The sequence below is a fragment of the Desertihabitans brevis genome (assembly GCF_003327535.1).
GTDB lineage: Bacteria > Actinomycetota > Actinomycetes > Propionibacteriales > Propionibacteriaceae > Desertihabitans > Desertihabitans brevis.
In genome coordinates, this window is the sequence record NZ_QOUI01000011.1 from 83,923 (window position 1) to 102,057 (window position 18,135).

The 18,135-nt window shown below is 74.7% G+C and carries 17 protein-coding genes and 3 tRNA genes; 11 read left to right on the plus strand and 9 right to left on the minus strand.

The features are described 5' to 3' along the window. The first annotated feature begins 17 nt into the window (after window positions 1-17). Together serS and DT076_RS16100 are read left to right on the plus strand one after the other, a co-directional pair. Window positions 18-1,295, plus strand: a complete 1,278-nt coding sequence (gene serS / locus DT076_RS16095; RefSeq protein ID WP_114127723.1) for a serine--tRNA ligase — start codon at window positions 18-20, stop codon at window positions 1,293-1,295. Window positions 1,296-1,315: 20 nt separating this feature from the next. After that, window positions 1,316-2,080, plus strand: a complete 765-nt coding sequence (locus DT076_RS16100; RefSeq protein ID WP_114127790.1) for an HAD family hydrolase — start codon at window positions 1,316-1,318, stop codon at window positions 2,078-2,080. Window positions 2,081-2,099: 19 nt separating this feature from the next. Here the strand turns inward: DT076_RS16100 and DT076_RS16105 are convergent, their stop codons facing one another. Together DT076_RS16105 and DT076_RS16110 are read right to left on the minus strand one after the other, a co-directional pair. Continuing rightward, a complete protein-coding gene (locus tag DT076_RS16105) occupies window positions 2,100-2,657 on the minus strand; it encodes a sigma factor-like helix-turn-helix DNA-binding protein (RefSeq protein ID WP_114127724.1) in 558 nt (185 codons plus the stop codon). 249 nt (window positions 2,658-2,906) lie between these two features. After that, entirely contained in the window at window positions 2,907-3,512 is a 606-nt protein-coding gene (locus DT076_RS16110) for a bacterial proteasome activator family protein (RefSeq protein ID WP_114127725.1), read from the minus strand. A gap of 90 nt (window positions 3,513-3,602) precedes the next feature. Here DT076_RS16110 and DT076_RS16115 point away from each other — a divergent pair, with 90 nt between their 5' ends. The 3 genes from DT076_RS16115 to DT076_RS16125 are packed head-to-tail and all read left to right on the plus strand — an operon-like array spanning window position 3,603 to window position 7,959. Beyond that, window positions 3,603-4,142, plus strand: a complete 540-nt coding sequence (locus DT076_RS16115) for a 2'-5' RNA ligase family protein (RefSeq protein WP_158548173.1) — start codon at window positions 3,603-3,605, stop codon at window positions 4,140-4,142. Window positions 4,143-4,178: 36 nt separating this feature from the next. Continuing rightward, a complete protein-coding gene (locus tag DT076_RS16120; RefSeq protein ID WP_114127726.1) occupies window positions 4,179-6,041 on the plus strand; it encodes an ABC transporter transmembrane domain-containing protein in 1,863 nt (620 codons plus the stop codon). Beyond that, complete coding sequence (locus DT076_RS16125; RefSeq protein WP_199539238.1) at window positions 6,034-7,959, plus strand: ABC transporter ATP-binding protein; 1,926 nt, start codon at window positions 6,034-6,036, stop codon at window positions 7,957-7,959. The genes DT076_RS16120 and DT076_RS16125 overlap by 8 nt, the downstream gene beginning before the upstream one ends. A 101-nt stretch (window positions 7,960-8,060) precedes the next feature. On the opposite strand, the gene DT076_RS16130 is transcribed toward DT076_RS16125, so the two are convergent. Together DT076_RS16130 and DT076_RS16135 are read right to left on the minus strand one after the other, a co-directional pair. Then, a complete protein-coding gene (locus tag DT076_RS16130; protein ID WP_199539239.1) occupies window positions 8,061-8,963 on the minus strand; it encodes a hypothetical protein in 903 nt (300 codons plus the stop codon). Next, window positions 8,960-9,934 (minus strand): NAD(P)H-quinone oxidoreductase, encoded by a 975-nt coding sequence (locus tag DT076_RS16135; protein ID WP_114127728.1) that lies wholly within the window; start codon window positions 9,932-9,934, stop codon window positions 8,960-8,962. The genes DT076_RS16130 and DT076_RS16135 overlap by 4 nt, the downstream gene beginning before the upstream one ends. 106 nt (window positions 9,935-10,040) lie before the next feature. Here DT076_RS16135 and DT076_RS16140 point away from each other — a divergent pair. Next, window positions 10,041-10,127 (plus strand) — tRNA-Ser (locus DT076_RS16140). Window positions 10,128-10,150: 23 nt separating this feature from the next. Beyond that, window positions 10,151-10,585, plus strand: coding sequence for a hypothetical protein (locus DT076_RS16145; RefSeq protein WP_114127729.1), 435 nt, complete (start codon window positions 10,151-10,153; stop codon window positions 10,583-10,585). A gap of 28 nt (window positions 10,586-10,613) precedes the next feature. Here the strand turns inward: DT076_RS16145 and DT076_RS16150 are convergent, their stop codons facing one another. Further along, a complete protein-coding gene (locus DT076_RS16150) occupies window positions 10,614-12,254 on the minus strand; it encodes an LCP family protein (RefSeq protein ID WP_114127730.1) in 1,641 nt (546 codons plus the stop codon). A 156-nt stretch (window positions 12,255-12,410) separates the two neighbouring features. On the opposite strand from DT076_RS16150, the gene DT076_RS16155 reads away from it, so the two are divergent. Continuing rightward, window positions 12,411-12,501: transfer RNA gene (locus tag DT076_RS16155), tRNA-Ser, on the plus strand. 85 nt (window positions 12,502-12,586) lie between these two features. Then, the gene (locus DT076_RS16160) at window positions 12,587-13,537 is read left to right on the plus strand and encodes a phosphotransferase family protein (RefSeq protein ID WP_158548174.1); all 951 of its coding nucleotides are present in this window, start codon (window positions 12,587-12,589) and stop codon (window positions 13,535-13,537) included. Between the two features lie 29 nt (window positions 13,538-13,566). Here the strand turns inward: DT076_RS16160 and DT076_RS16165 are convergent, their stop codons facing one another. Further along, window positions 13,567-15,417, minus strand: a complete 1,851-nt coding sequence (locus tag DT076_RS16165) for a phosphoenolpyruvate carboxykinase (GTP) (protein WP_114127732.1) — start codon at window positions 15,415-15,417, stop codon at window positions 13,567-13,569. Window positions 15,418-15,597: 180 nt separating this feature from the next. On the opposite strand from DT076_RS16165, the gene DT076_RS16170 reads away from it, so the two are divergent. Beyond that, window positions 15,598-15,670: transfer RNA gene (locus DT076_RS16170), tRNA-Arg, on the plus strand. Between the two features lie 72 nt (window positions 15,671-15,742). On the opposite strand, the gene DT076_RS16175 is transcribed toward DT076_RS16170, so the two are convergent. Next, entirely contained in the window at window positions 15,743-16,402 is a 660-nt protein-coding gene (locus DT076_RS16175; protein ID WP_114127733.1) for an FMN-dependent NADH-azoreductase, read from the minus strand. Between the two features lie 78 nt (window positions 16,403-16,480). On the opposite strand from DT076_RS16175, the gene DT076_RS16180 reads away from it, so the two are divergent. Beyond that, a complete protein-coding gene (locus tag DT076_RS16180) occupies window positions 16,481-16,807 on the plus strand; it encodes a winged helix-turn-helix transcriptional regulator (RefSeq protein WP_114127734.1) in 327 nt (108 codons plus the stop codon). A gap of 13 nt (window positions 16,808-16,820) precedes the next feature. Here the strand turns inward: DT076_RS16180 and DT076_RS16185 are convergent, their stop codons facing one another. Both DT076_RS16185 and DT076_RS16190 read right to left on the minus strand, forming a co-directional pair. Further along, window positions 16,821-17,699: a M48 family metalloprotease gene (locus DT076_RS16185; protein ID WP_114127735.1), complete on the minus strand. Its 879-nt coding sequence runs from the start codon at window positions 17,697-17,699 to the stop codon at window positions 16,821-16,823. Between the two features lies 1 nt (window position 17,700). Beyond that, window positions 17,701-18,078: a BlaI/MecI/CopY family transcriptional regulator gene (locus tag DT076_RS16190; protein ID WP_114127736.1), complete on the minus strand. Its 378-nt coding sequence runs from the start codon at window positions 18,076-18,078 to the stop codon at window positions 17,701-17,703. Window positions 18,079-18,135 lie beyond the last annotated feature (57 nt).

Here is an 18,135-nt window from a genome sequence, read left to right on the forward strand (position 1 = left end):
TCACTAGGCTGGCCGGCGTGATCGACCCGAAGCTGCTGCGCACCGACCCCGACCGGATCCGAGCGACCCTGCGTGCCCGCGGGGAGTCCGAGGCGCTGGTGGACGAGCTGGTGGCCGCCGACGAGCAGCGCCGCAGCACCATCGCCCAGTTCGAGGCCGACCGGGCCGAGCAGAAGGGTCTGGGCAAGCAGGTGGCCCGGGCGACGGGGGAGGAGAAGGCCGCGCTGCTCGCCCGCACCAAGGAGCTCGCGACCCGGGTCAAGGAGCTGCAGGCCGAGGCCGACGCCGCCGGACGCCGCTTCGACGAGCTGTTCCGCCGGGTGCCCAACCTGGTGCCCGAGGACGTCCCGGCCGGCGGTGAGGACGACTACGTGGTGCTGGAGACCCACGGCACCCCCCGCGACCTGGCCGCGGAGGGCATCGAGGTGCGTGACCACCTCGAGCTCGGCGAGAGCCTCGGCGCCATCGACGTCGAGCGCGGGGCGAAGGTGTCGGGATCGCGGTTCTACTTCCTCACCGGCCAGGGCGCGCTGCTCGAGCTGGCGCTGATCAACCTGGCCATGGCGAAGGCGCTGGAGTGGGGTTTCACCCCGGTGCTGCCGCCGGCGCTGGTCAAGCCGTCGGCGATGGAGGGCACCGGCTTCCTCGGCCAGGCCGCCGCCGACGTCTACCGGTTGGAGGCCGACGACCTCTACCTGGTCGGCACCGCGGAGGTGCCGCTGGCGGCCTACCACAGCGAGGAGATCCTCGACGCCGCCAGCCTGCCGCTGCGCTACGTCGGCTACAGCCCGTCGTTCCGCCGCGAGGCCGGCTCCTACGGCAAGGACACCCGCGGCATCTTCCGGGTGCACTGGTTCGACAAGGTCGAGATGTTCGTCTACTGCGACCCGGCCGACGCCGACGCCCAGCACCGGGCGCTGCTCGGCTTCGAGAAGGAGTTCATCGAAGCACTCGAGCTGCCCTACCAGGTGCTGGAGCTGGCCGCCGGCGACCTCGGGCTGAGCGCCGCCCGCAAGTACGACTGCTACGCCTGGTTCCCCAGCCAGCAGCGCTACCGCGAGATCACCTCGACCTCCAACTGCACCGACTTCCAGGCCCGCCGGCTGAACACCCGGGCCCGGTTCGAGGGCGGGACGGCGCCGGTGGCCACCCTCAACGGGACGCTGTGCGCGGTGCCGCGGACGATCATCGCGCTGCTGGAGAACCACCAGCAGGCCGACGGCAGCGTGCGGGTGCCCGAGGCGCTGCGGCCCTACCTCGGCGGCCGCGAGGCGCTGACCCCGGTGAGCCGGTGACCGACGGCTGGCGTCCCGGCCTGGTCGCCCTCGACATCGACGGCACCCTGCTCCACCGCGACGGCACGCTGCCCAGCGACGTCCGGGCCGCGGTGGGGACGGTGGTCGCGGCCGGGGTGCCGGTGGTGCTGGCCACCGGGCGTGGCTGGCACGCCACCCGCCCGGTCTACGAGGCGCTGGAGCTGCCCGACGGCTGGGCGGTCTGCTCCAACGGCGCGGTGACCCTGCGGCACCGTCCCACCGAGGTGGTCCGCCAGGTGACCTTCGACCCCCGTCCGGTGATCGAGCAGGTGGTCCGCCACGCCCCGCACGCGCTGATCGCGGTCGAGGAGGTCGGGGTGGGCTACCGGATGAGCAGCCACTTCCCCGAGGGCGACCTGTCGGGGGAGCTGGTGGTGGAGACCGTGGACGAGCTGTCGGCCCGTCCGGCCACCCGGGTGGTGATCCGCGACCCGCAGTCGACCGACGAGGACTTCGTCGCGCTGGCCGAGTCGCTGGGCCTGCACGGGGTGGCCTACTACATCGGCTACAGCGCCTGGCTCGACATCGCGCCCGAGGGCGTCAACAAGGCCGCGGCGCTGGCCGAGGTGTGCGACCAGCTCGGGGTCGCCGCCTCGCAGGTGCTCGCCCTGGGCGACGGCCGCAACGACATCGAGATGCTCACCTGGGCCGGTCGCGGCGTCGCCCTCGGCGAGGCCCCGCCGGAGGTGCAGGCGGTGGCCGACCACGTCACCGACGACTTCACCGCCGGGGGCACCGTCGCCGAGCTGGCCCGCTGGTTCTGACCCGGGGCCGGCCGCCGGCTCAGGCGGCGACGCGCGGACGCTGCCCGCTGACGACCTCACGGGCCACCGCCACCACCTCGTCGGGGGTGGGGACACGCGGGGCCGGAGCGGGCGCGGCGGAGGCGGCGGCGCGGGCGCGACGGAGGTGGCGCTTGACGGTCGACAGCGAGCAGCCGAGGCGGTGCGCCAGGGTCTCCAGGCTCTCGTCGGGGTTGGCGCGCCGCAGCCGCACCACCTCGTCGTGGTCGACCTGACGTCCCGCCGCGGTCACCCCGGCCAGGGTGTCGAGGTCCTCCGGGGTGACGGTGACGCCGAGCCGGCGGCGGATCTCCGCGCGCTGACGCGGGGTGGTCTGGGCGACGTAACCGGAGACGTCGTGCTTGACCACGGCGTCGTAGAGGCAGCTGGTCAGCAGCGGGCAGCCCTGGCACACGTTCTCGGCCTTGCGCACCATCATCGCGGCCTGGCGCCGGTCGTCCCCGCTCGCGCCGGCAGGCAGCCCCTCGTCCAGCACCGGGTGCTGGTACAGGTCGGCGAACTCGATGCAGCTCGGACGGTCGGCAGCGCGGTCGGTCATTCGTGGTCCCCCCAGGATGAACGTCGTGGGCATTTCCGAGGGGTGTGACGCAACGGGATCGGCGCTCGGTTCCCTCCGGATCGGCCGGGATTCATCGTGGCAGGGCCGCGGCGGGGCGGCAGCCGCTGGATGTGGGAGGAAGCACCTGTTGCGGTCTGGGTGCCAGCACCCAGACCACTGAGTAGAGGTACTCAGCCCGCAGGGGCGCGCTCGGTCGCCCGTGCGGTCGGGGAGGCGGCGGGGCGCCGCTCAGAGGTACATACCGCTACCGCGCTGCGGCGGCTGCTGGCGGGCGGCCGCCTCGGCGCCGGGCAGCGCGCGGCGCATCTGCTCCAGCTGCGCCCGGGCCGCCATCTGCTGGGCGAACAACGCGGTCTGGATGCCCTGGAACAGCCCTTCCAGCCAGCCGACCAGCTGGGCCTGGGCGATCCGCAGCTCGGCGTCCGACGGCACCGCGTCGCCGGTGAACGGCTCGGCCAGCCGCTCCAGCTCCGCGGCCAGCTCGTCCGACAGCCCCGACTTCAGCTCGGTGACGGCGCCGGCGTGGATGTCGCGCAGCCGGGTGCGGCTGGGGTCGTCCAGCGGGGCCGACTTCACCTCCTCCAGCAGGGTGCGGATCATGGTGCCGATCCGCATCACCTTGGCCGGCTGCTCGACCATGTCGGTCACCGAGTCGCCCTCGGCGCCGTCGTCGTCGACCACCTCGGAGTCGACCACGTCCTCGCCGCGCCCGGCGTCCTGCTGCGGGCCCTCGACAGCCATCCCGTTGGGCGTCACCACCACGGTGCGCCCGTCCTCGGTCTGCCCGGCGTAGATCGGGGGCCGTCCCTGGTTGCCATCCGGCTGCTCGGTCATGGGGCCGAGTCTAGGGACGCCGGCCGAGCCCGGGGGAGCCGGGCGCGGGGGTCACCGGCTCTCCGCGCGCGGCGCGGCGATACTGGCGCGGTGCTGTACCTGGAGCTGCTGCCCGACGACGTCGTCGCGGACGGGCTGCGAGCCGACTGGGCCCGGCTGGAGGAGGCCGGCCTGCCGAACCTGTCGCGGCACCGCTCGGTGCACCACCGCCCGCACCTGTCGGTGAGCACCCACCCCGACGAGGCGGCTCCCGACCCGGCCGCGCTGCCCGCGCTGCTGGCCCCGGTGCTGGACCGGCTGCCGCTGCCGCTGCGACCCGGGCCGCTGGCCGTCTTCGGCACCGGCCCGTTCGTGCTGGTGCGCACCTGCACCGTGGACGCCGCCCTGCTGGCGCTGCACCGCGACCTGGTCGGGCTGGTGGGCCCGCCGGGTGTCGAGCACGGCGAGGTGGGCGCCTGGGTGCCGCACCTCACCCTGGCGCGCCGGCTCGACGGCGCGCAGGTCGGGCGGGCGCTGGAGCTGCTCGGCGCGGCGCCGTCGGGCCTGCTGACCCGGGCCCGGGTGTGGGACTCCACCCGTCGCGAGGTCACCGACCTCGGGCCGGACCGGCCACCGTCGCAAACCAGGTGAAAAGCGTCGGCCGCTGTCCCTAGGCTGACGCTCGCCATGGTCCTCTTCCCGCCGCGCGTCACCGCCTACACCGACGGTTCGACCGAAGTCCCCGACACCCGCAGCCCGACCCGGTTCCTGCTGTGGATGATCGGCGACCAGTGGCGCGTCTTCGTGCCGATGGTGCTGGTCGGCCTGTTCTGGTTCCTGCCCGGTGCGGTGGGGCCGTGGTTCCTGGGCCGGGTGGTCGACGAGGGCATCTCCACCGGCGACTGGGGGCAGGCGCTGCTGTGGAGCGGCTGCCTGCTCGGCGTGCTGCTGCTCGGCGTGGTCGCCGGCATCGTCGGGCACACCTTCGAGGTCGGCTCCTGGCTGCAGGCGCTGTACGGCACGGTGCTGCGGGTCACCCGCAAGAGCGTGCAGATGGGTCACGTGCTGCCGCGCCGGACGCCGACCGGGGAGGTGCTCAGCGTCTCGGCCAGCGACTCCGACACCTTCGGCGCCACCCTGACCATGGTCGCCCGGGCGCTGGCCGGGGTGGTGGCCTTCGTGGTGGTGGCCGCGCTGGTGCTCACCACCTCGGTGCCGCTGGGCATCGTGGTGCTGGTGGCCGGGCCGCTGCTGGTGGGCTGCGCGGCGCCGCTGCTGCGCCCGCTGCACCGCACCCAGGCGGTCGAGCGGAACCGGATCTCCGAGCTCACCTCGATGGCCACCGACATCGTCGCCGGGCTGCGGATCCTGCGCGGCATCGGCGGTGAGCGCACCTTCGGCCGCAACTACGCCGAGCAGTCCCAGCGCACCCGGGCCGCCGGGGTGCGGGCCGGTGGCTGGCAGTCGGCGGTGGACGCCCTCGGCGTCCTGCTGTCGGGGCTGTTCCTGGTGCTGCTGACCTGGCTCGGCGCCCGTGAGCTGCTGGCCGGACGGCTCACCATCGGCCAGCTGATCAGCTTCTTCGGCTACGCGGTGTTCGTGGTGCTGCCGATCCAGGTGTTCTTCGAGGCGGTCCGGGCCTTAGTGCAGGGCCGGGTGTCGGCCCGCAAGACCATCGCCGTGCTCGGTCTGCAGCCGCCGTGGCACGAGCCGCAGCGGCCGCGTCCGCTGCCGGCCGGGGCCGAGCTGGTCGACGAGCGCAGCGGGGTCCGGATCGTCCCGGGCCGGCTGGTGGTCGTGGTCAGCGGTGTCCCCGACGACTCGGCGGCACTGGCCGACCGGCTCGGGCGCTACCTGCCCGACACCGGCACCCCGCCCAGCCTGGACGTGGACGACTCGCTCAAGGGTGCGGCGCGGCGGGCGGCGAAGGCCGAGATGGCCCAGCTGCGGCGGGCCCGCGCGATCGCCGACGAGGAGCAGGCCTCGGCCCGCTGGGGGGTCACCCTCGGCGGGGTCGACCTGTCGGAGCTGTCGCTGGCCGAGCTGCGCCGCCACGTCCTGGTCAGCGACACCAGCAGCCAGGTCTTCGCCGGCACCCTGCAGCAGGCGGTCGACCCGCACGGCCGGGCCAGCCGCGAGCAGGCCGAGGAGGCGCTGCGGGTGGCCTCGGCCGAGGACGTCTACGAGGCGCTGCCCGGCGGCTGGCAGGGCGTGCTGGACGAGCGCGGCCGCGGGCTGTCCGGCGGGCAGCGGCAGCGGGTGGTGCTGGCCCGGGCGATGCTGATGGACGCCCCGGTGCTGGTGCTGGTGGAGCCGACGTCGGCCGTCGACGCCCACACCGAGGCCCGCATCGCGGAGCGGGTCACCCGCTACCGGGCCGGGCGGAGCACCGTCGTGATGACGGTGTCCCCGCTGTGGCTGCACCACGCCGATGAGGTGCTGTGGCTGGAGGACGGCCGGCTGGCCGGCCGCGGCAGCCACACCGAGCTGCTCGCCGAGCCCGGCTACCGCCGGGTCGTCGCCCGGGGGATGGAGACCAGCGGTGTCTGAGACCTGGTTGGACGACTCGGCGCGCACCTGGCGCGACGACCGCGTCGTCGCGCCCCGGGTGCCGGCGGAGCTGGTGCCGCCGCACCGGGGCCGGGTGGGTGAGCGGCTGCGCGCCTGGCAGCGCCGTCACCGGCTGCGGGCGGGACGGGCCGACGCCTACTTCCACTCCTCCCGCGCCCCCGAGCGCGGGCTGCCGGTGGCCCCGGCCAGCGCGGTCACCGGGTTCGTCGGCGAGCTGCTCAGCCACCGGCGGGCCCGGGTGGCCTGGCTGCTGACGCTCAACATCGCCGCGGCGGTGGCGGGGCTGGTGGTGCCGCGGCTGCTCGGCTCGCTGGTCGACCGGGTCGCGGCCGGGCAGACCACCCTGGCCACCATCAACGCGCTGGTGCTCGCGGTGGCGGTCGTCGTGGTGGTGCAGGCGGTGCTCACCTTCGGGGCCCGGTTCTCCTCCACGGTGCTCGGCCAGGACGTGCTGGCCTCGGCGCGGGAGAACGTCGTCCGCACGGTGCTGTCGCTGCCGCTCAGCCGGGTCGAGAGCGCGAGCTCGGGCGACCTGGTCACCCGGGTCACCCGCGACGTCTCGGCGATGAGCAACTCGGTGCAGCACGCGCTGCCGCAGGCGGTGATCGCGGCTGCCACCACGGTGCTGACGATCGTCGCGCTGTGCGTCAACAACCTGCTGCTCGCGGTGCCGTCGCTGCTGGCGCTGGTGCTGGTGTCGTTCCCGGTGCGGGCCTACCTGCGGCGTGCCCCGCGCGGCTACATCACCGAGGGCGGCACCTACTCCCGGATCAACACCACGCTCACCGAGACGGTGGAGGGCAGCCGGACCGTGGAGGCGCTCGGCCTGCGCGGCCAGCGGATCGCGGCCGGCGACGACGACGTGGCCGAGTCGGCCCAGGCCGAGCGCTACACGATGTCGCTGCGCAACCTGATGTTCGGCTGGATCGACCTGGCCTACAACACCCCGCTGGTGGCGGTGCTGCTGCTCGGCATGGTCGGCTACGGCCAGGGCTGGGTGAGCCTGGGTGAGATCACCACCGCCACCCTCTACGTGCAGGCGCTGGTGGAGCCGGTGGACCGGCTGATCGCCAACGTCGACCGGCTGCAGGTCGGCATCGCCTCCACCACCCGGCTGCTGGGCATCCGCCAGGTGCCCCAGGACCGCACCCCCGGCGATGACCGTCCGCAGGGGGTCGACCTGGTCGGGCGCGACCTGCGCTTCGCCTACCGGGAGGGCCACGACGTGCTGCACGGGGTGAGCCTCACCCTGCAGCCGGGCGAGCGGCTGGCCGTGGTCGGGCCGAGCGGGTCGGGCAAGTCGACGCTGGGACGTCTGCTGGCCGGCATCAACGGCCCGCGCACCGGCTCGGTCACCGTCGGCGGGGTCGAGCTCACCACGCTGCCGCTCGACCTGCTGCGCACCGAGGTGGCCCTGGTCACCCAGGAGCACCACGTCTTCGTCGGCACCGTCCGCGACAACATCGTGCTGGCCCGCGAGGACAGCCCCGACGAGGTCGTGGTGCGCGCACTGCAGGCGGTGGACGCCTGGGACTGGGTGCAGCGGCTGGACGCCGGCCTGGACACCATGCTGGGCAGCGGCCACACCAGCCTCACCCCGGCGCAGGCCCAGCAGGTGGCGCTGGCCCGGTTGGTGGTGGCCGACCCGCACACGCTGGTGCTGGACGAGGCCACCTCGCTGATCGACCCGCACACCGCCCGCGACGTCGAGGGCTCGATGGCCGGTCTGCTGGCCAACCGGGCCGTGGTGGCCATCGCCCACCGGCTGCACACCGCCCACGACGCCGACCGGATCGCCGTGGTCATCGACGGCCGGGTGGTCGAGCTCGGCAGCCACGACGAGCTGGTCGCCCGCGACGGCGAGTACGCCGCCCTCTGGCGCGCCTGGACGTCCTGACCTCGCCCCCTCGTTCCGCCGGTTCGAGGTATTGGCGGACGCTGTGCCGTCCGGTATCACCTCGAACCGCTGGGGTCGCCGCGTCCGCCGGCCCCGCTGACTCAGCCCTCGCCCAGCTCCTCCAGCGCGTGCTGGGCCTCCTCGGCCTCCGCCTCGGCCCGCTCCACCGCCTGCTCGGCCTCGGCCAGCGCCGAGCGGGTGCGGCCCTCCGCCTCCTGCGCCTCCGCCTCCGCGGCCTCGGCGGCGGCGAGCTCGTCGCGGAGGTCGGCGACCTCCTGGCTGCGCCGGTCCAGCTCCTCGGCGGCCTCCAGGTGCTGCTCCTCGGCCTCGGAGTGCGCCGCGCGGGCGTCGACCAGCGCCGAGCGCAGCGTCTCCAGCCGCTCCCGGGCCTCGGCCACCGCCTTCGCCCGGGCCTGCTCGGCCTCCCGCTCCTTGCGGGAGCGCCGGCGGTCGCGGGCGGCCGACAGGTCGACCACCGGGGGTCGCTCGGCGGCCGGCCGGCTCTCGACCAGGCCGAACCCGGAGTAGCTGACCGGCTTGCTCAGCCGGCCGCGGCGGACCGTCTCGGCCACCTCCGGGTCGGCCAGCGCGGCCTGCAGGCTGCCGGCCACCTCGGCCCGGACGGCCTCGCTCGGAGGGTGCCCGTGGTCGGCGGCCAGCCGGGCGGCCCGCCGGGTGAGCGCCTCCACCACCTGGGTGCGCTGGGCCGCCAGCGGCCGCAGCTCGTCGGCCGACAGGGTCTGGTGCGCCGCCCGCAGGGCCTCGCCGAGCTCGAGCAGCTCCCCGACCGAGGCGCTCTCCTCGCGCGCCAGCAGGTTGACCACCCAGGCCGAGACGGTCGGACGGCGCAGCCCCTTGATCCGCTGGGCCCGGGTGCGGTCACCGCTGCTGCGGGCCTCCGCGGCCAGCGCGTCCCGGGCCGCGACGAAGTCACCCGGGTCGAGGGAGAACAGCCGGTCCAGCTCGGGGTCCTCCGCGTCGGGGCCCCCGCCGGCCGGACTCACCGCGGCACCACCAGCACGATCTTGCCGTGGTGCTCCCCCGACTCCAGCAGCGTGTGCGCCCGGGTGGCCTCCGGCATGTCGATGCGGGTCTCGTGCGCCAGCCGGACGTCCCCGCTGCTCAGCATCGGCCACACCTCCTCGCGCACCCGGGCACAGATCGCGGCCTTCTGCGCGCTCGGGCGGGAGCGCAGGGCCAGCGCGCTGACGCTGCCGCGCCGGCTGAGCAGCGCGCCGAGGTCGAGCTCGCCGCGGCGTCCGCCCTGCATGCCGATCACCAGCAGGTGCCCGTCGGCGGCGAGCACACCGACGTTGGGTTCGAGGTACTTCGCGCCCATCACGTCCAGCACCACGTCGACACCGTCCGGGGCCGCCTCCCGGACGGCGGCGGACCAGTCCTCGGCGTAGTCGAAGGCCTCGTCGGCGCCGAGGCCGCGGCAGTAGTCGCGCTTGTCGGCGGTGCCGGCGGTGGTCAGCACCCGGCAGCCGAGCGCCTTGGCGTACTGCAGGGCGAAGGAGCCGACCCCGCCGGCGCCGCCGTGCACCAGCACGGTCTGCCCGGCGACGAGCCGGGCGTGGTCGAAGTTCGACACCACCGTGGCCGCCACCTCGACCAGGCCGCCGGCGCTGACCAGGTCGGTGCCGACCGGCGGGGGCAGCACCTGACCGGCCGGGACGGCGACCCGCTCGGCGTACCCGCCGCCGGCCAGCAGCGCCACGCAGGGGTCGCCGACCTGCCAGCCGGTGACGTCGGCGCCGACCTCGACGACGGTGCCGGCGCACTCCAGGCCGAGCAGCTCCGAGGCACCGGGCGGCGGCGGGTAGTGGCCCTGCCGCTGCAGCAGGTCGGCCCGGTTCACCCCGGCCGAGACCACCTCGACCAGCAGCTCGGCCGGTCCGGGCCGGGGGTCGGGGGCCTCGCCCCAGACCAGCACCTCGGGCCCGCCGGACCCCTCGCACCGCACCGCACGCATGCGGCCAGCGTGCCACAGGGCCGCTCCCGCCGGACGTCCGGCGGCGGGACTGCGAGCCGGGGCGGTCGCCACTAGGATGTGTGGCTCCCGGGCACGTCCCGGGTCCGGCGGGGTCGCATAGTGGACTAGTGCAGACGCCTTGAAAGCGTCCGAGCGGGCAACCGTTCCGTGGGTTCGAATCCCACCCTCGCCGCCCACCACGACGAGAGGGAGCCCGTGAGCCTGCACCGATTCCGCCCGCCGTTGCCGATCCGTGCACTGGCCGTGGCGGCCGGGCTGGCCGTCGCCGGCGCGGTGCTGTCGGTCGCGCTGACCGCCGCCACCGGCAACCGCTGGCTGGCCGCTCCCGGTCTGGTGCTGGTCGCGCTGGGGGCCGCGATGCTGGTGGCGGCGATCGTGACGACCAGCCGCAACCGCGCCGAGATCGAGCTCGACGACGAGGGCTACCGGGTGCGCAACCGGGTCGGAGAGCTCAGCGGGCGGTGGCGCGACGTCAGCAAGGTGGTGCTGGCCCAGAGCGGGGACCGGATCACCTTCGTCGCCAAGGACGGCTCGCACGTCCACCTGGTCTGCCCGCAGGGATCGGTGGACGCGCTGGTCGGCGAGGTGACCACGCTGCTCAACCGCGACCGCGGGTACGGCCGGATCTGACCCGCCCGGGGCCGGACGGGCCGGGCGTTCAGCCGGTCTTGGTCGGGCCGGGCTGGGAGGCGGCCGCCGCCTCGGGGTCGAAGGCGCACTCGTCGGCGGTCGACTCGCTGGCCGTCGTCGGCTCCGCGGAGGGGTCGGGGCTCGACCCGTCGGCCGGGGTGCCGGAGGCGTCGGGGGAGGCCGTCTCGGAGGGGTCGGTGCTCGCGGACGAGCCCGGGCTGCTCGAGGTGGGGTCGTCCGCCGGCTCGTCGGGGCTGCCGGTGGACCCGCCGGACGGCGCCGGGTCGGCGTCCTCCTTCTCGCCCGTCTCCTCCAGCGCCTTCTGCACCCGCTCGCGGACCTCGGGCCAGTCCGGGTTCTCGGAGAAGAAGCCCTGGTCGCCGTTGCGGAACAGCACGCTGCGGGTGTTGCCGTCGCGGACCCGGAGCGCGAGCTCGAGGAAGGCCGGCAGCATCTCCTGCGGGACGTCGGTCTGCACGATGTCCTGGGAGGCCTTGGCGATCGCCTCGTAGCGGGTCAGCACCGTCTGCGGGTTGGCCTGCTTGATGACCGCGTCGATGACGCAGCGCTGACGGGCCATCCGCTCGAAGTCGTCCGAGCCGTAGCGGCCGCGGGCGAACCACAGCGCGTCGCCGCCGTTGAGGTGCTGGTTCGGCCCCGGCTCGAGGTAGCGGTCGGGGTAGATGCCGCGGTCGGTGTTGCCGCCGACGGCGACGTGGGTGTTGATGTTGACGGTGATCCCGCCGAGGGCGTTGATCATCTTGCTGAAGCCCTGCAGGTTGACCAGCGCGTAGTAGTCGATGTCGAGGCCGAGCGCCTCACCGACCGAGAGCTTGAGGACGTCCGCGCCCTCGTGGTCCGTCTCGCCCACCGCGCCGGGGTGCAGCGCCGGCACGTTGCGGTACATGGCGAACAGGACGTACTCGAGGTTGGCCGGGTTGTAGCCGTCGTAGAACCCGTTGGGGTAGATCGCGTCCAGCTCGCTGCCCGCGGGGAAGGGCATCCGCGCGGTGTTGCGCGGCAGGCTGAACAGGGTGGTGTCCCCGGTGACGGTGTCGATGCTGGCCACGATCACGGTGTCGGTGCGGATGCCTTCGCGGCCCTCGTCACCGTCCCCGCCCAGCAGCAGCACGTTGACCCGGGGCTGGCCGGCCCACGGGTCGGGCTGGTTCGGGTCGACGGTGGGCCGGGTGGCGGAGTCGCTGTCCGCGCCGCTCTTGAACACCGCGCCGACCACGGCGGCCTGGTCGTGGGAGTAGCGGGCCGCGACCGCCATCGGGGCGGCCACCACGAAGGCCAGCACCGCCACCAGGACCGCGCCGAGACCGCGCTGCGCGCCGGCGACGCCGCGGGGCCGCAGCGCCAGGTGGGTGACGACGATGACCGCCACCCAGGCCAGCGCGACCAGCACCAGCAGCACCGAGACGGTGTCGAGGAGGGTGGGGTCGACCACGGCGCTGATCAGCGCCGAGCGCGCGAACAGCGCCACCCCGGCCAGCCCGAGCAGCGCGAGGACGAAGACGCCGAGGACGACGCCGCCGGCGCGGCGGTGCCCCGCCTTGATCAGGCCGACCCCGGGGACGAGCGCACCCAGCGCCGTCCAGCCGGCGCTGGTGCCGAAGCTGCGGCCGTCGGGGGTGTGCTCCGAGGACGCGCGCTCGTCTGCCACGGATCAGCTCCTCGGGATCTCCGGTCGGTCGGGTACCGGCACAGTGTAGGAGGCAGAGTCCAGCACACCGGGGGTGCAGCGCGGGCGCGCCCGCGGGGGCCCGGGCGTCCGCCTTTGCCCTGGTCCACCTCGCGACGATAGTCTGGCCCGGCACCAGGAGGCGTCGCCTAGTCCGGTCTATGGCGCCCGCCTGCTAAGCGGGTTGAGGGCTTCAACCCTCTCGCGGGTTCAAATCCCGCCGCCTCCGCCGCACCACGAGGGCCCTGTCGGCACGACCGGCAGGGCCCTCGTCGCGTCCCCGGCCGGCCCGGGCGGTGCCTTACGGTGATCGGGTGGCCGATCCGGAGCGCTCCCGTCCACCGGTGAGCACGGCGACGGTGACCCGGGTGGTCACCCGGCTGCTCGGCACGGTCGAGGTGCTCGGCGTCCGCGAGCTGGCGGGCGGGAGCTACTGCCGGACCTTCCGGGTGGAGCTGCGCGGGGACGCGCCGGTGGTGGTCCGCTTCGCCCCGCCCGAGAGCCAACTGCTCGCCTCCGAACGCCACCTGATGCGCACCGAGGTCGCCGGCACCCCGCTGCTGGAGCCGGTGCTGCCGGTGCCCCGCCTGCTCGCCAGCGACACGTCGCACACGCTCGTCGACCGGGACGTGGTGGTCCAGTCCTGGCTGCCCGGGGTGCCCGCCGCGGAGGCGCTGGCCCGCAGCGGCGACCGGGACGCCCTCGTCCTCTGGGAGCAGCTCGGGGCCCTGCTCGCGCGGGTGCACGCCGTCGGCGGGAGCACCTACGGACGGCCGGGCGGGCCCGGGTCGGCGACCTGGTCGCAGGAGCTGGGCCGGCGGTTCGCGCTGCTCGGGCTCGACCTGGAACGGGCCGGTCTCCCTGCTGCGGGCGTGCGCCGCTGCGTCGAGCTGGTGTCGTGGTGGACCGACCGGCTGGACGAGCGGCCGCCACGGCTCCTGCACGGCGACCTCGGGCCGGGCAACGTCCTGGTCGCCGGCCCGCACCGTCTCGACGTGGTCGGCGTGGTCGACAACGACCGGGTGTGGTGGGGCGACCCGCCCGCCGACTGGACCTGGTACCTGGTCGAGCGGCGCCGCCCGGCCCAGCAGGACGCCTTCTGGTCCGGCTACGGGGGCCGGCCGGCGGTCGACGAGGCCGTGCTGGGGCTGTACACCGCCCGGAGCACCGCCGAGGCCGCGCTGGAGGCGCACCGCCTCGGCCTCGACGACCGCCTGCACCAGCACCTGACCGAGCTCGCCGAGCAGGTCGACCGGGTGGCCTGACGCCACCCCGGGCCGGTCGGGACGTCCGCTCAGCCGAGCCGGTCGCGCAGGGTGTCCAGCTCCTCGCCCAGGGCCTCGGGCAGGCGGTCACCGATCTGGGCGAACCACTCCTCGACCAGCAGGACCTCCCGGCGCCACTCTCCGGGGTCGAAGGCGGTGGCCCGCTCGACCTGCGCCGGGTCGACGCGCAGACCGGTGAGGTCGAGCTCGCCCGGCGCGGGCAGCACGCCGACGGGGGAGTCCTGACCGGCGGCCCGGCCCTCGAGGCGGTCGACCACCCAGGTGAGGACGCGGGAGTTCTCACCGAACCCGGGCCACAGGAACCGGCCGTCGGCGTCGCGGCGGAACCAGTTGACGTGGAAGACCGCCGGCAGCCGGACGCCGGGGCGCTCGGCCAGCGACAGCCAGTGCCGCAGGTAGTCCCCGACGTGGTAGCCGAGGAACGGCCGCATCGCCATCGGGTCGCGGCGCACCACGCCGACCTCCCCGGCGGCCGCCGCGGTGGTCTCGCTGGAGCAGGTGGCGCCGAGGAACACCCCGTGCTGCCAGCTGGTGGCCTGGGCGACCAGCGGCACCGTGCTGGGGCGCCGGCCGCCGAAGAGGATCGCGTCGATCGGGACGCCGTCGGGGCTGTCGAAGTCCTCGGCCAGTGTGGGGCAGCTGGTGATCGGGGTGCAGAACCGGCTGTTGGGGTGGGTGGCCGGCTCCCCGGGCGTCCCGCCGTCCGGGCCGACCTCCGGCGTCCAGGAGCGGCCACGCCAGTCGGTGGCGTGGCGGGGCGGCTGGGTGGTCATGCCCTCCCACCACACGTCGCCGTGGTCGGTGACGGCCACGTTGGTGAAGATGGTGGGGCCGCGGTCGATGGTGCGCATGGCGGTCGGGTTGGTCTGCCAGCCGGTGCCGGGGGCGACGCCGAACAGCCCGTGCTCGGGGTTGACCGCCCTCAGCTGGCCGTCCGCGCCGATGCGCAGCCAGGCGATGTCGTCGCCGAGCATCTCCGCCCGCCAGCCCGGCAGGGTGGGCTGCACCATGGCCAGGTTGGTCTTGCCGCAGGCGCTGGGGAAGGCGGCGGCCACGTGGTAGCGGCGGCCCTCGGGTGAGATCAGCCGGAGGACGAGCATGTGCTCGGCCAGCCAGCCCTCGTCGCGGGCCATCACGCTGGCGATCCGCAGCGCGAAGCACTTCTTGCCGAGCAGCGAGTTGCCGCCGTAGCCCGAGCCGTAGGACCAGATCGCCTGGTCCTCGGGGAAGTGGGCGATGTACTTCTCGGGGTGGCAGGGCCACGGCACGTCGCGCTGCCCGGGCGCGAGCGGGGCGCCGACGGAGTGCAGGCACTCGACGAAGTCGGCCTCGCCGGAGGCGGTCATCGCGGCCAGCGGTTCCGCGCCCATCCGGGTCATGATCCGCATCGACGCGGCGACGTAGGGCGAGTCGGTGAGCTCGACGCCGAACTTCGGGTCGGGGGTGTCCAGCGGGCCCAGGCAGAACGGCACCACGTACATCGTCCGGCCGCGCATCGAGCCGCGGAACCGCGTCCTCAGCGTCGCCCGCATCTCCGCCGGGTCGCGCCAGTGGTTGGTGGGTCCGGCGTCGGCCTCGTCGGCGGAGCAGATGAAGGTGCGGTCCTCGACGCGGGCGACGTCGTCGGGATCGGTGCGGGCGGCGAAGGAGCCCGGCCGGGTGCGCGGGTCGAGGCGGACCAGCGTGCCGCTGCGCACCATCTGCCCGGTCAGCTCGTCCCACTCGGCCTCCGAGCCGTCGCACCAGTGCACGGCGTCGGGGGTGGTGAGGGCGGCGACCTCCGCGACCCAGCGCAGCAGCCTGCGGTGCGTGGTCGGTGGGGTCGTCGTGCCGGTGGGGCGTTCGAGCTGCAGCGTCATCGCGTGTCCTCCCAGAGAGCCATACCAGTGAGCGGGTGGACTGACAGTAGCCCATGCGCGCCACTGGTCTCATACCAACGTGTTGCTGGTCTGTGATGCCGCTCACGACCGCGGCGGGTGGGACGGAGGGATTTGGCCCGGGCGCGCGATGGCGGCTAGAGTGACTCCTCGGTTCGACCGGCGCTCGTAGCTCAACGGATAGAGCATCTGACTACGGATCAGAAGGTTGGGGGTTCGAGTCCCTCCGAGCGCGCAGCAGACAGCCCCTGGCCAGCAGGCCAGGGGCTGTCGTCGTCCTCGGGTGTGTCGTCTCCGGGCTGCCGGGTCAGCGGGCCCCCGCACCGGTCAGTGCGTCGGCGAGCTCACGGCCGCACCGACGGGCGTGCTCCTCGGCGTTCGCCCGCAGCTCGGCGGCGGCGTCGGTGAAGGCGTCCAGGGCCGGGTTGGTGCCGACCAGCGTGAACGGGCGCTCGACCACCCGCAGGTCGAGACCCCAGACGTCGCCGAGCACGCGGCACAGCCACGCCGTCGAGTGGTCCCAGCCGTGCTTGGGCGTCCCCGGGCCGTAGTTGCCGCCGAGCACCGTCACCAGCGTCGCCGGCTTGCCCTGCAGCGCCGTCCCCTGCGGGTCGATCCGCGGGTCGGTGTAGGCCAGGTCGAACCAGGTCTTGAAGTGCTGGGAGACGCCGTAGTTGTAGAGCGGCACCGTGAAGAGGAGGGCGTCGGCCCCGACCAGCTCGTCGGCGAACGTCGTCGCCAGCGCGCGGGCCTCGCGCTGGCCGGGGGTGCGCTCCTCCTCGGCGACGAAACCGCCGGTGACGGCGTCCTGCCAGGCGGTGGCCGGCACCGGGGAGGCGGCGAGGTCGCGGCGCACGACGTCGGCCCCGGGACGGGCGGCGGTCCACTCGGCCTCGACGAGGTCGCCGAGGGCACGGCTGGCGCTGGTGGTCGGGAAGATGCTGGCATCCAGGCGGAACAGGGTCATGTCACTCCGATCGTCTTTGTGTAGTCGCTCAGAAAATCATAGCGACTCGACGGAGACTAGCACGGGTAGGATGGCCTCATGACCGAGACCGAGCACGCGCGGTGTGACGCTGCCGTCACGCTCGCGTTCAGCGTGCTCGGCAAGCGCTGGAACGGGATGATCCTCAGCACGTTGAGCGACGAGCCGCTCTCGTTCGCCGTGCTGCGGCGCGCGGTGGGTGGGATCAGCGACGCCGTCCTGTCCGACCGGCTGACCGAGCTCGCCGGGGTGGGGCTGGTGTCACGAGAGGTGAACCCGGGTCCGCCGGTGTCGGTGAGCTACGCGCTGACCGAGGCGGGCCAGCGGCTCGTCCCGGTGCTCGACCAGCTCGGACGCTGGGCCGCGGAGAACCTGCGCAGCTGTTGACCGGTGCCCGGGCTCAGGCGCCCGGGGCCGAGGCGACGACGACCGGACGGGCCGGGCCCCGTCGGACGCGCGGACGCCGACGGGCGCGCAGCCGCTCCGCACGCAGCAGCATCGCGGCGTCACCTTCCAACGAGCCGATGGTGGTGAGAGCACCCGCGACGGTGAGGTCGCCGCAGTGCCGGGCGGCGGCGTCGTCGGCGATCAGCTCGACGAGCATCCCGCTGACCCGCTCCAGCTCGCGCGGTCCGGGCAGCAGCGGCACGCAGGCCGCGTTCAGCCGGGCCAGCCGCAGCAGCAGCGGGTGGTGCAGCCGCAGGTGGGCCTGCTCGTGCAGCACCACCGCGCGCAGCTCACCGGCGTCCAGCGAGCGGGCCAGACCGCTGGAGACCAGGACGCGGTGCCGGCAGCCGACCGCCCGGGCCCGTCCCGGCAGTGCGCAGGCCACCGCCCGCGGTGACTCCACCACGGTGATCGAGGTGCCGTCGGCCACCGCCCGGTGGATGCCGTGCTCGGCTTCGAGCGTGCTGAGCCCCCGCCGGGCCCGGCGCTCGTCCCGGGCGAGCCGGCGGTACTGGGTGGTGACGACGACGCCCACCACGCCGGCCACCGCGAGCACCACCCAGAGCAGCACCACGGCCTGCACCGAGACCCAGCCCGCACGCTCGGCGGTGGAGCGTGCGACCAGCACGGCGGCCAGCCACATCGCCGCCACGAAGCTGGTGGCGGCACCGGCCAGACCGGTGTGCAGGGCGACCTGCCAGAGCCCGAGGCACAGCCCGGGACGGTCGAAGCGCCACACCCCGCGGGTGAGCAGCCGCGGGGCCAGCACGGCCATCGCGGCGGCGTAGGCCAGCGGCAGACCGATCAGCAGCAGACCCGCGAGGACGTCCACCTCAGGTCCCCGACGCCGGCCGCTGCAGCGCGTCCCGCAGCGCGGCGACGTCCTGCGGGTCGAGGCTGCCGGCGAACTTCAGCAGGGCCGCGGTCCGGTCGCTGGAGTCGGCCAGCGTGGCCAGCATCGCCTCGCCGGTGTACTCCGACTCCGAGCGGGCCGGGCGGAACCGCACCCCACGGGTGCCCTCGCCGACGCGGACCACCTCACCCTTGACCCGCAGCCGCTCCAGGGCGGTGAGCACGGTGGTGAGGGCCGGGGTCGCGCCGGGCAGCCGGGGGAGCAGCTCCTGGGCGGTCAGCGGCTGCTCGCTCTGCCAGAGGGTGCGCAGCACCGCGGTCTCGAGCTCGCCGCGGGCCCGTCGTCGTGCGCTGGTCATCAGCCACCCCCGGGCCGCAGGGTAGCGCCACCGCGGGGGCGACGCCGACGCGCGCAC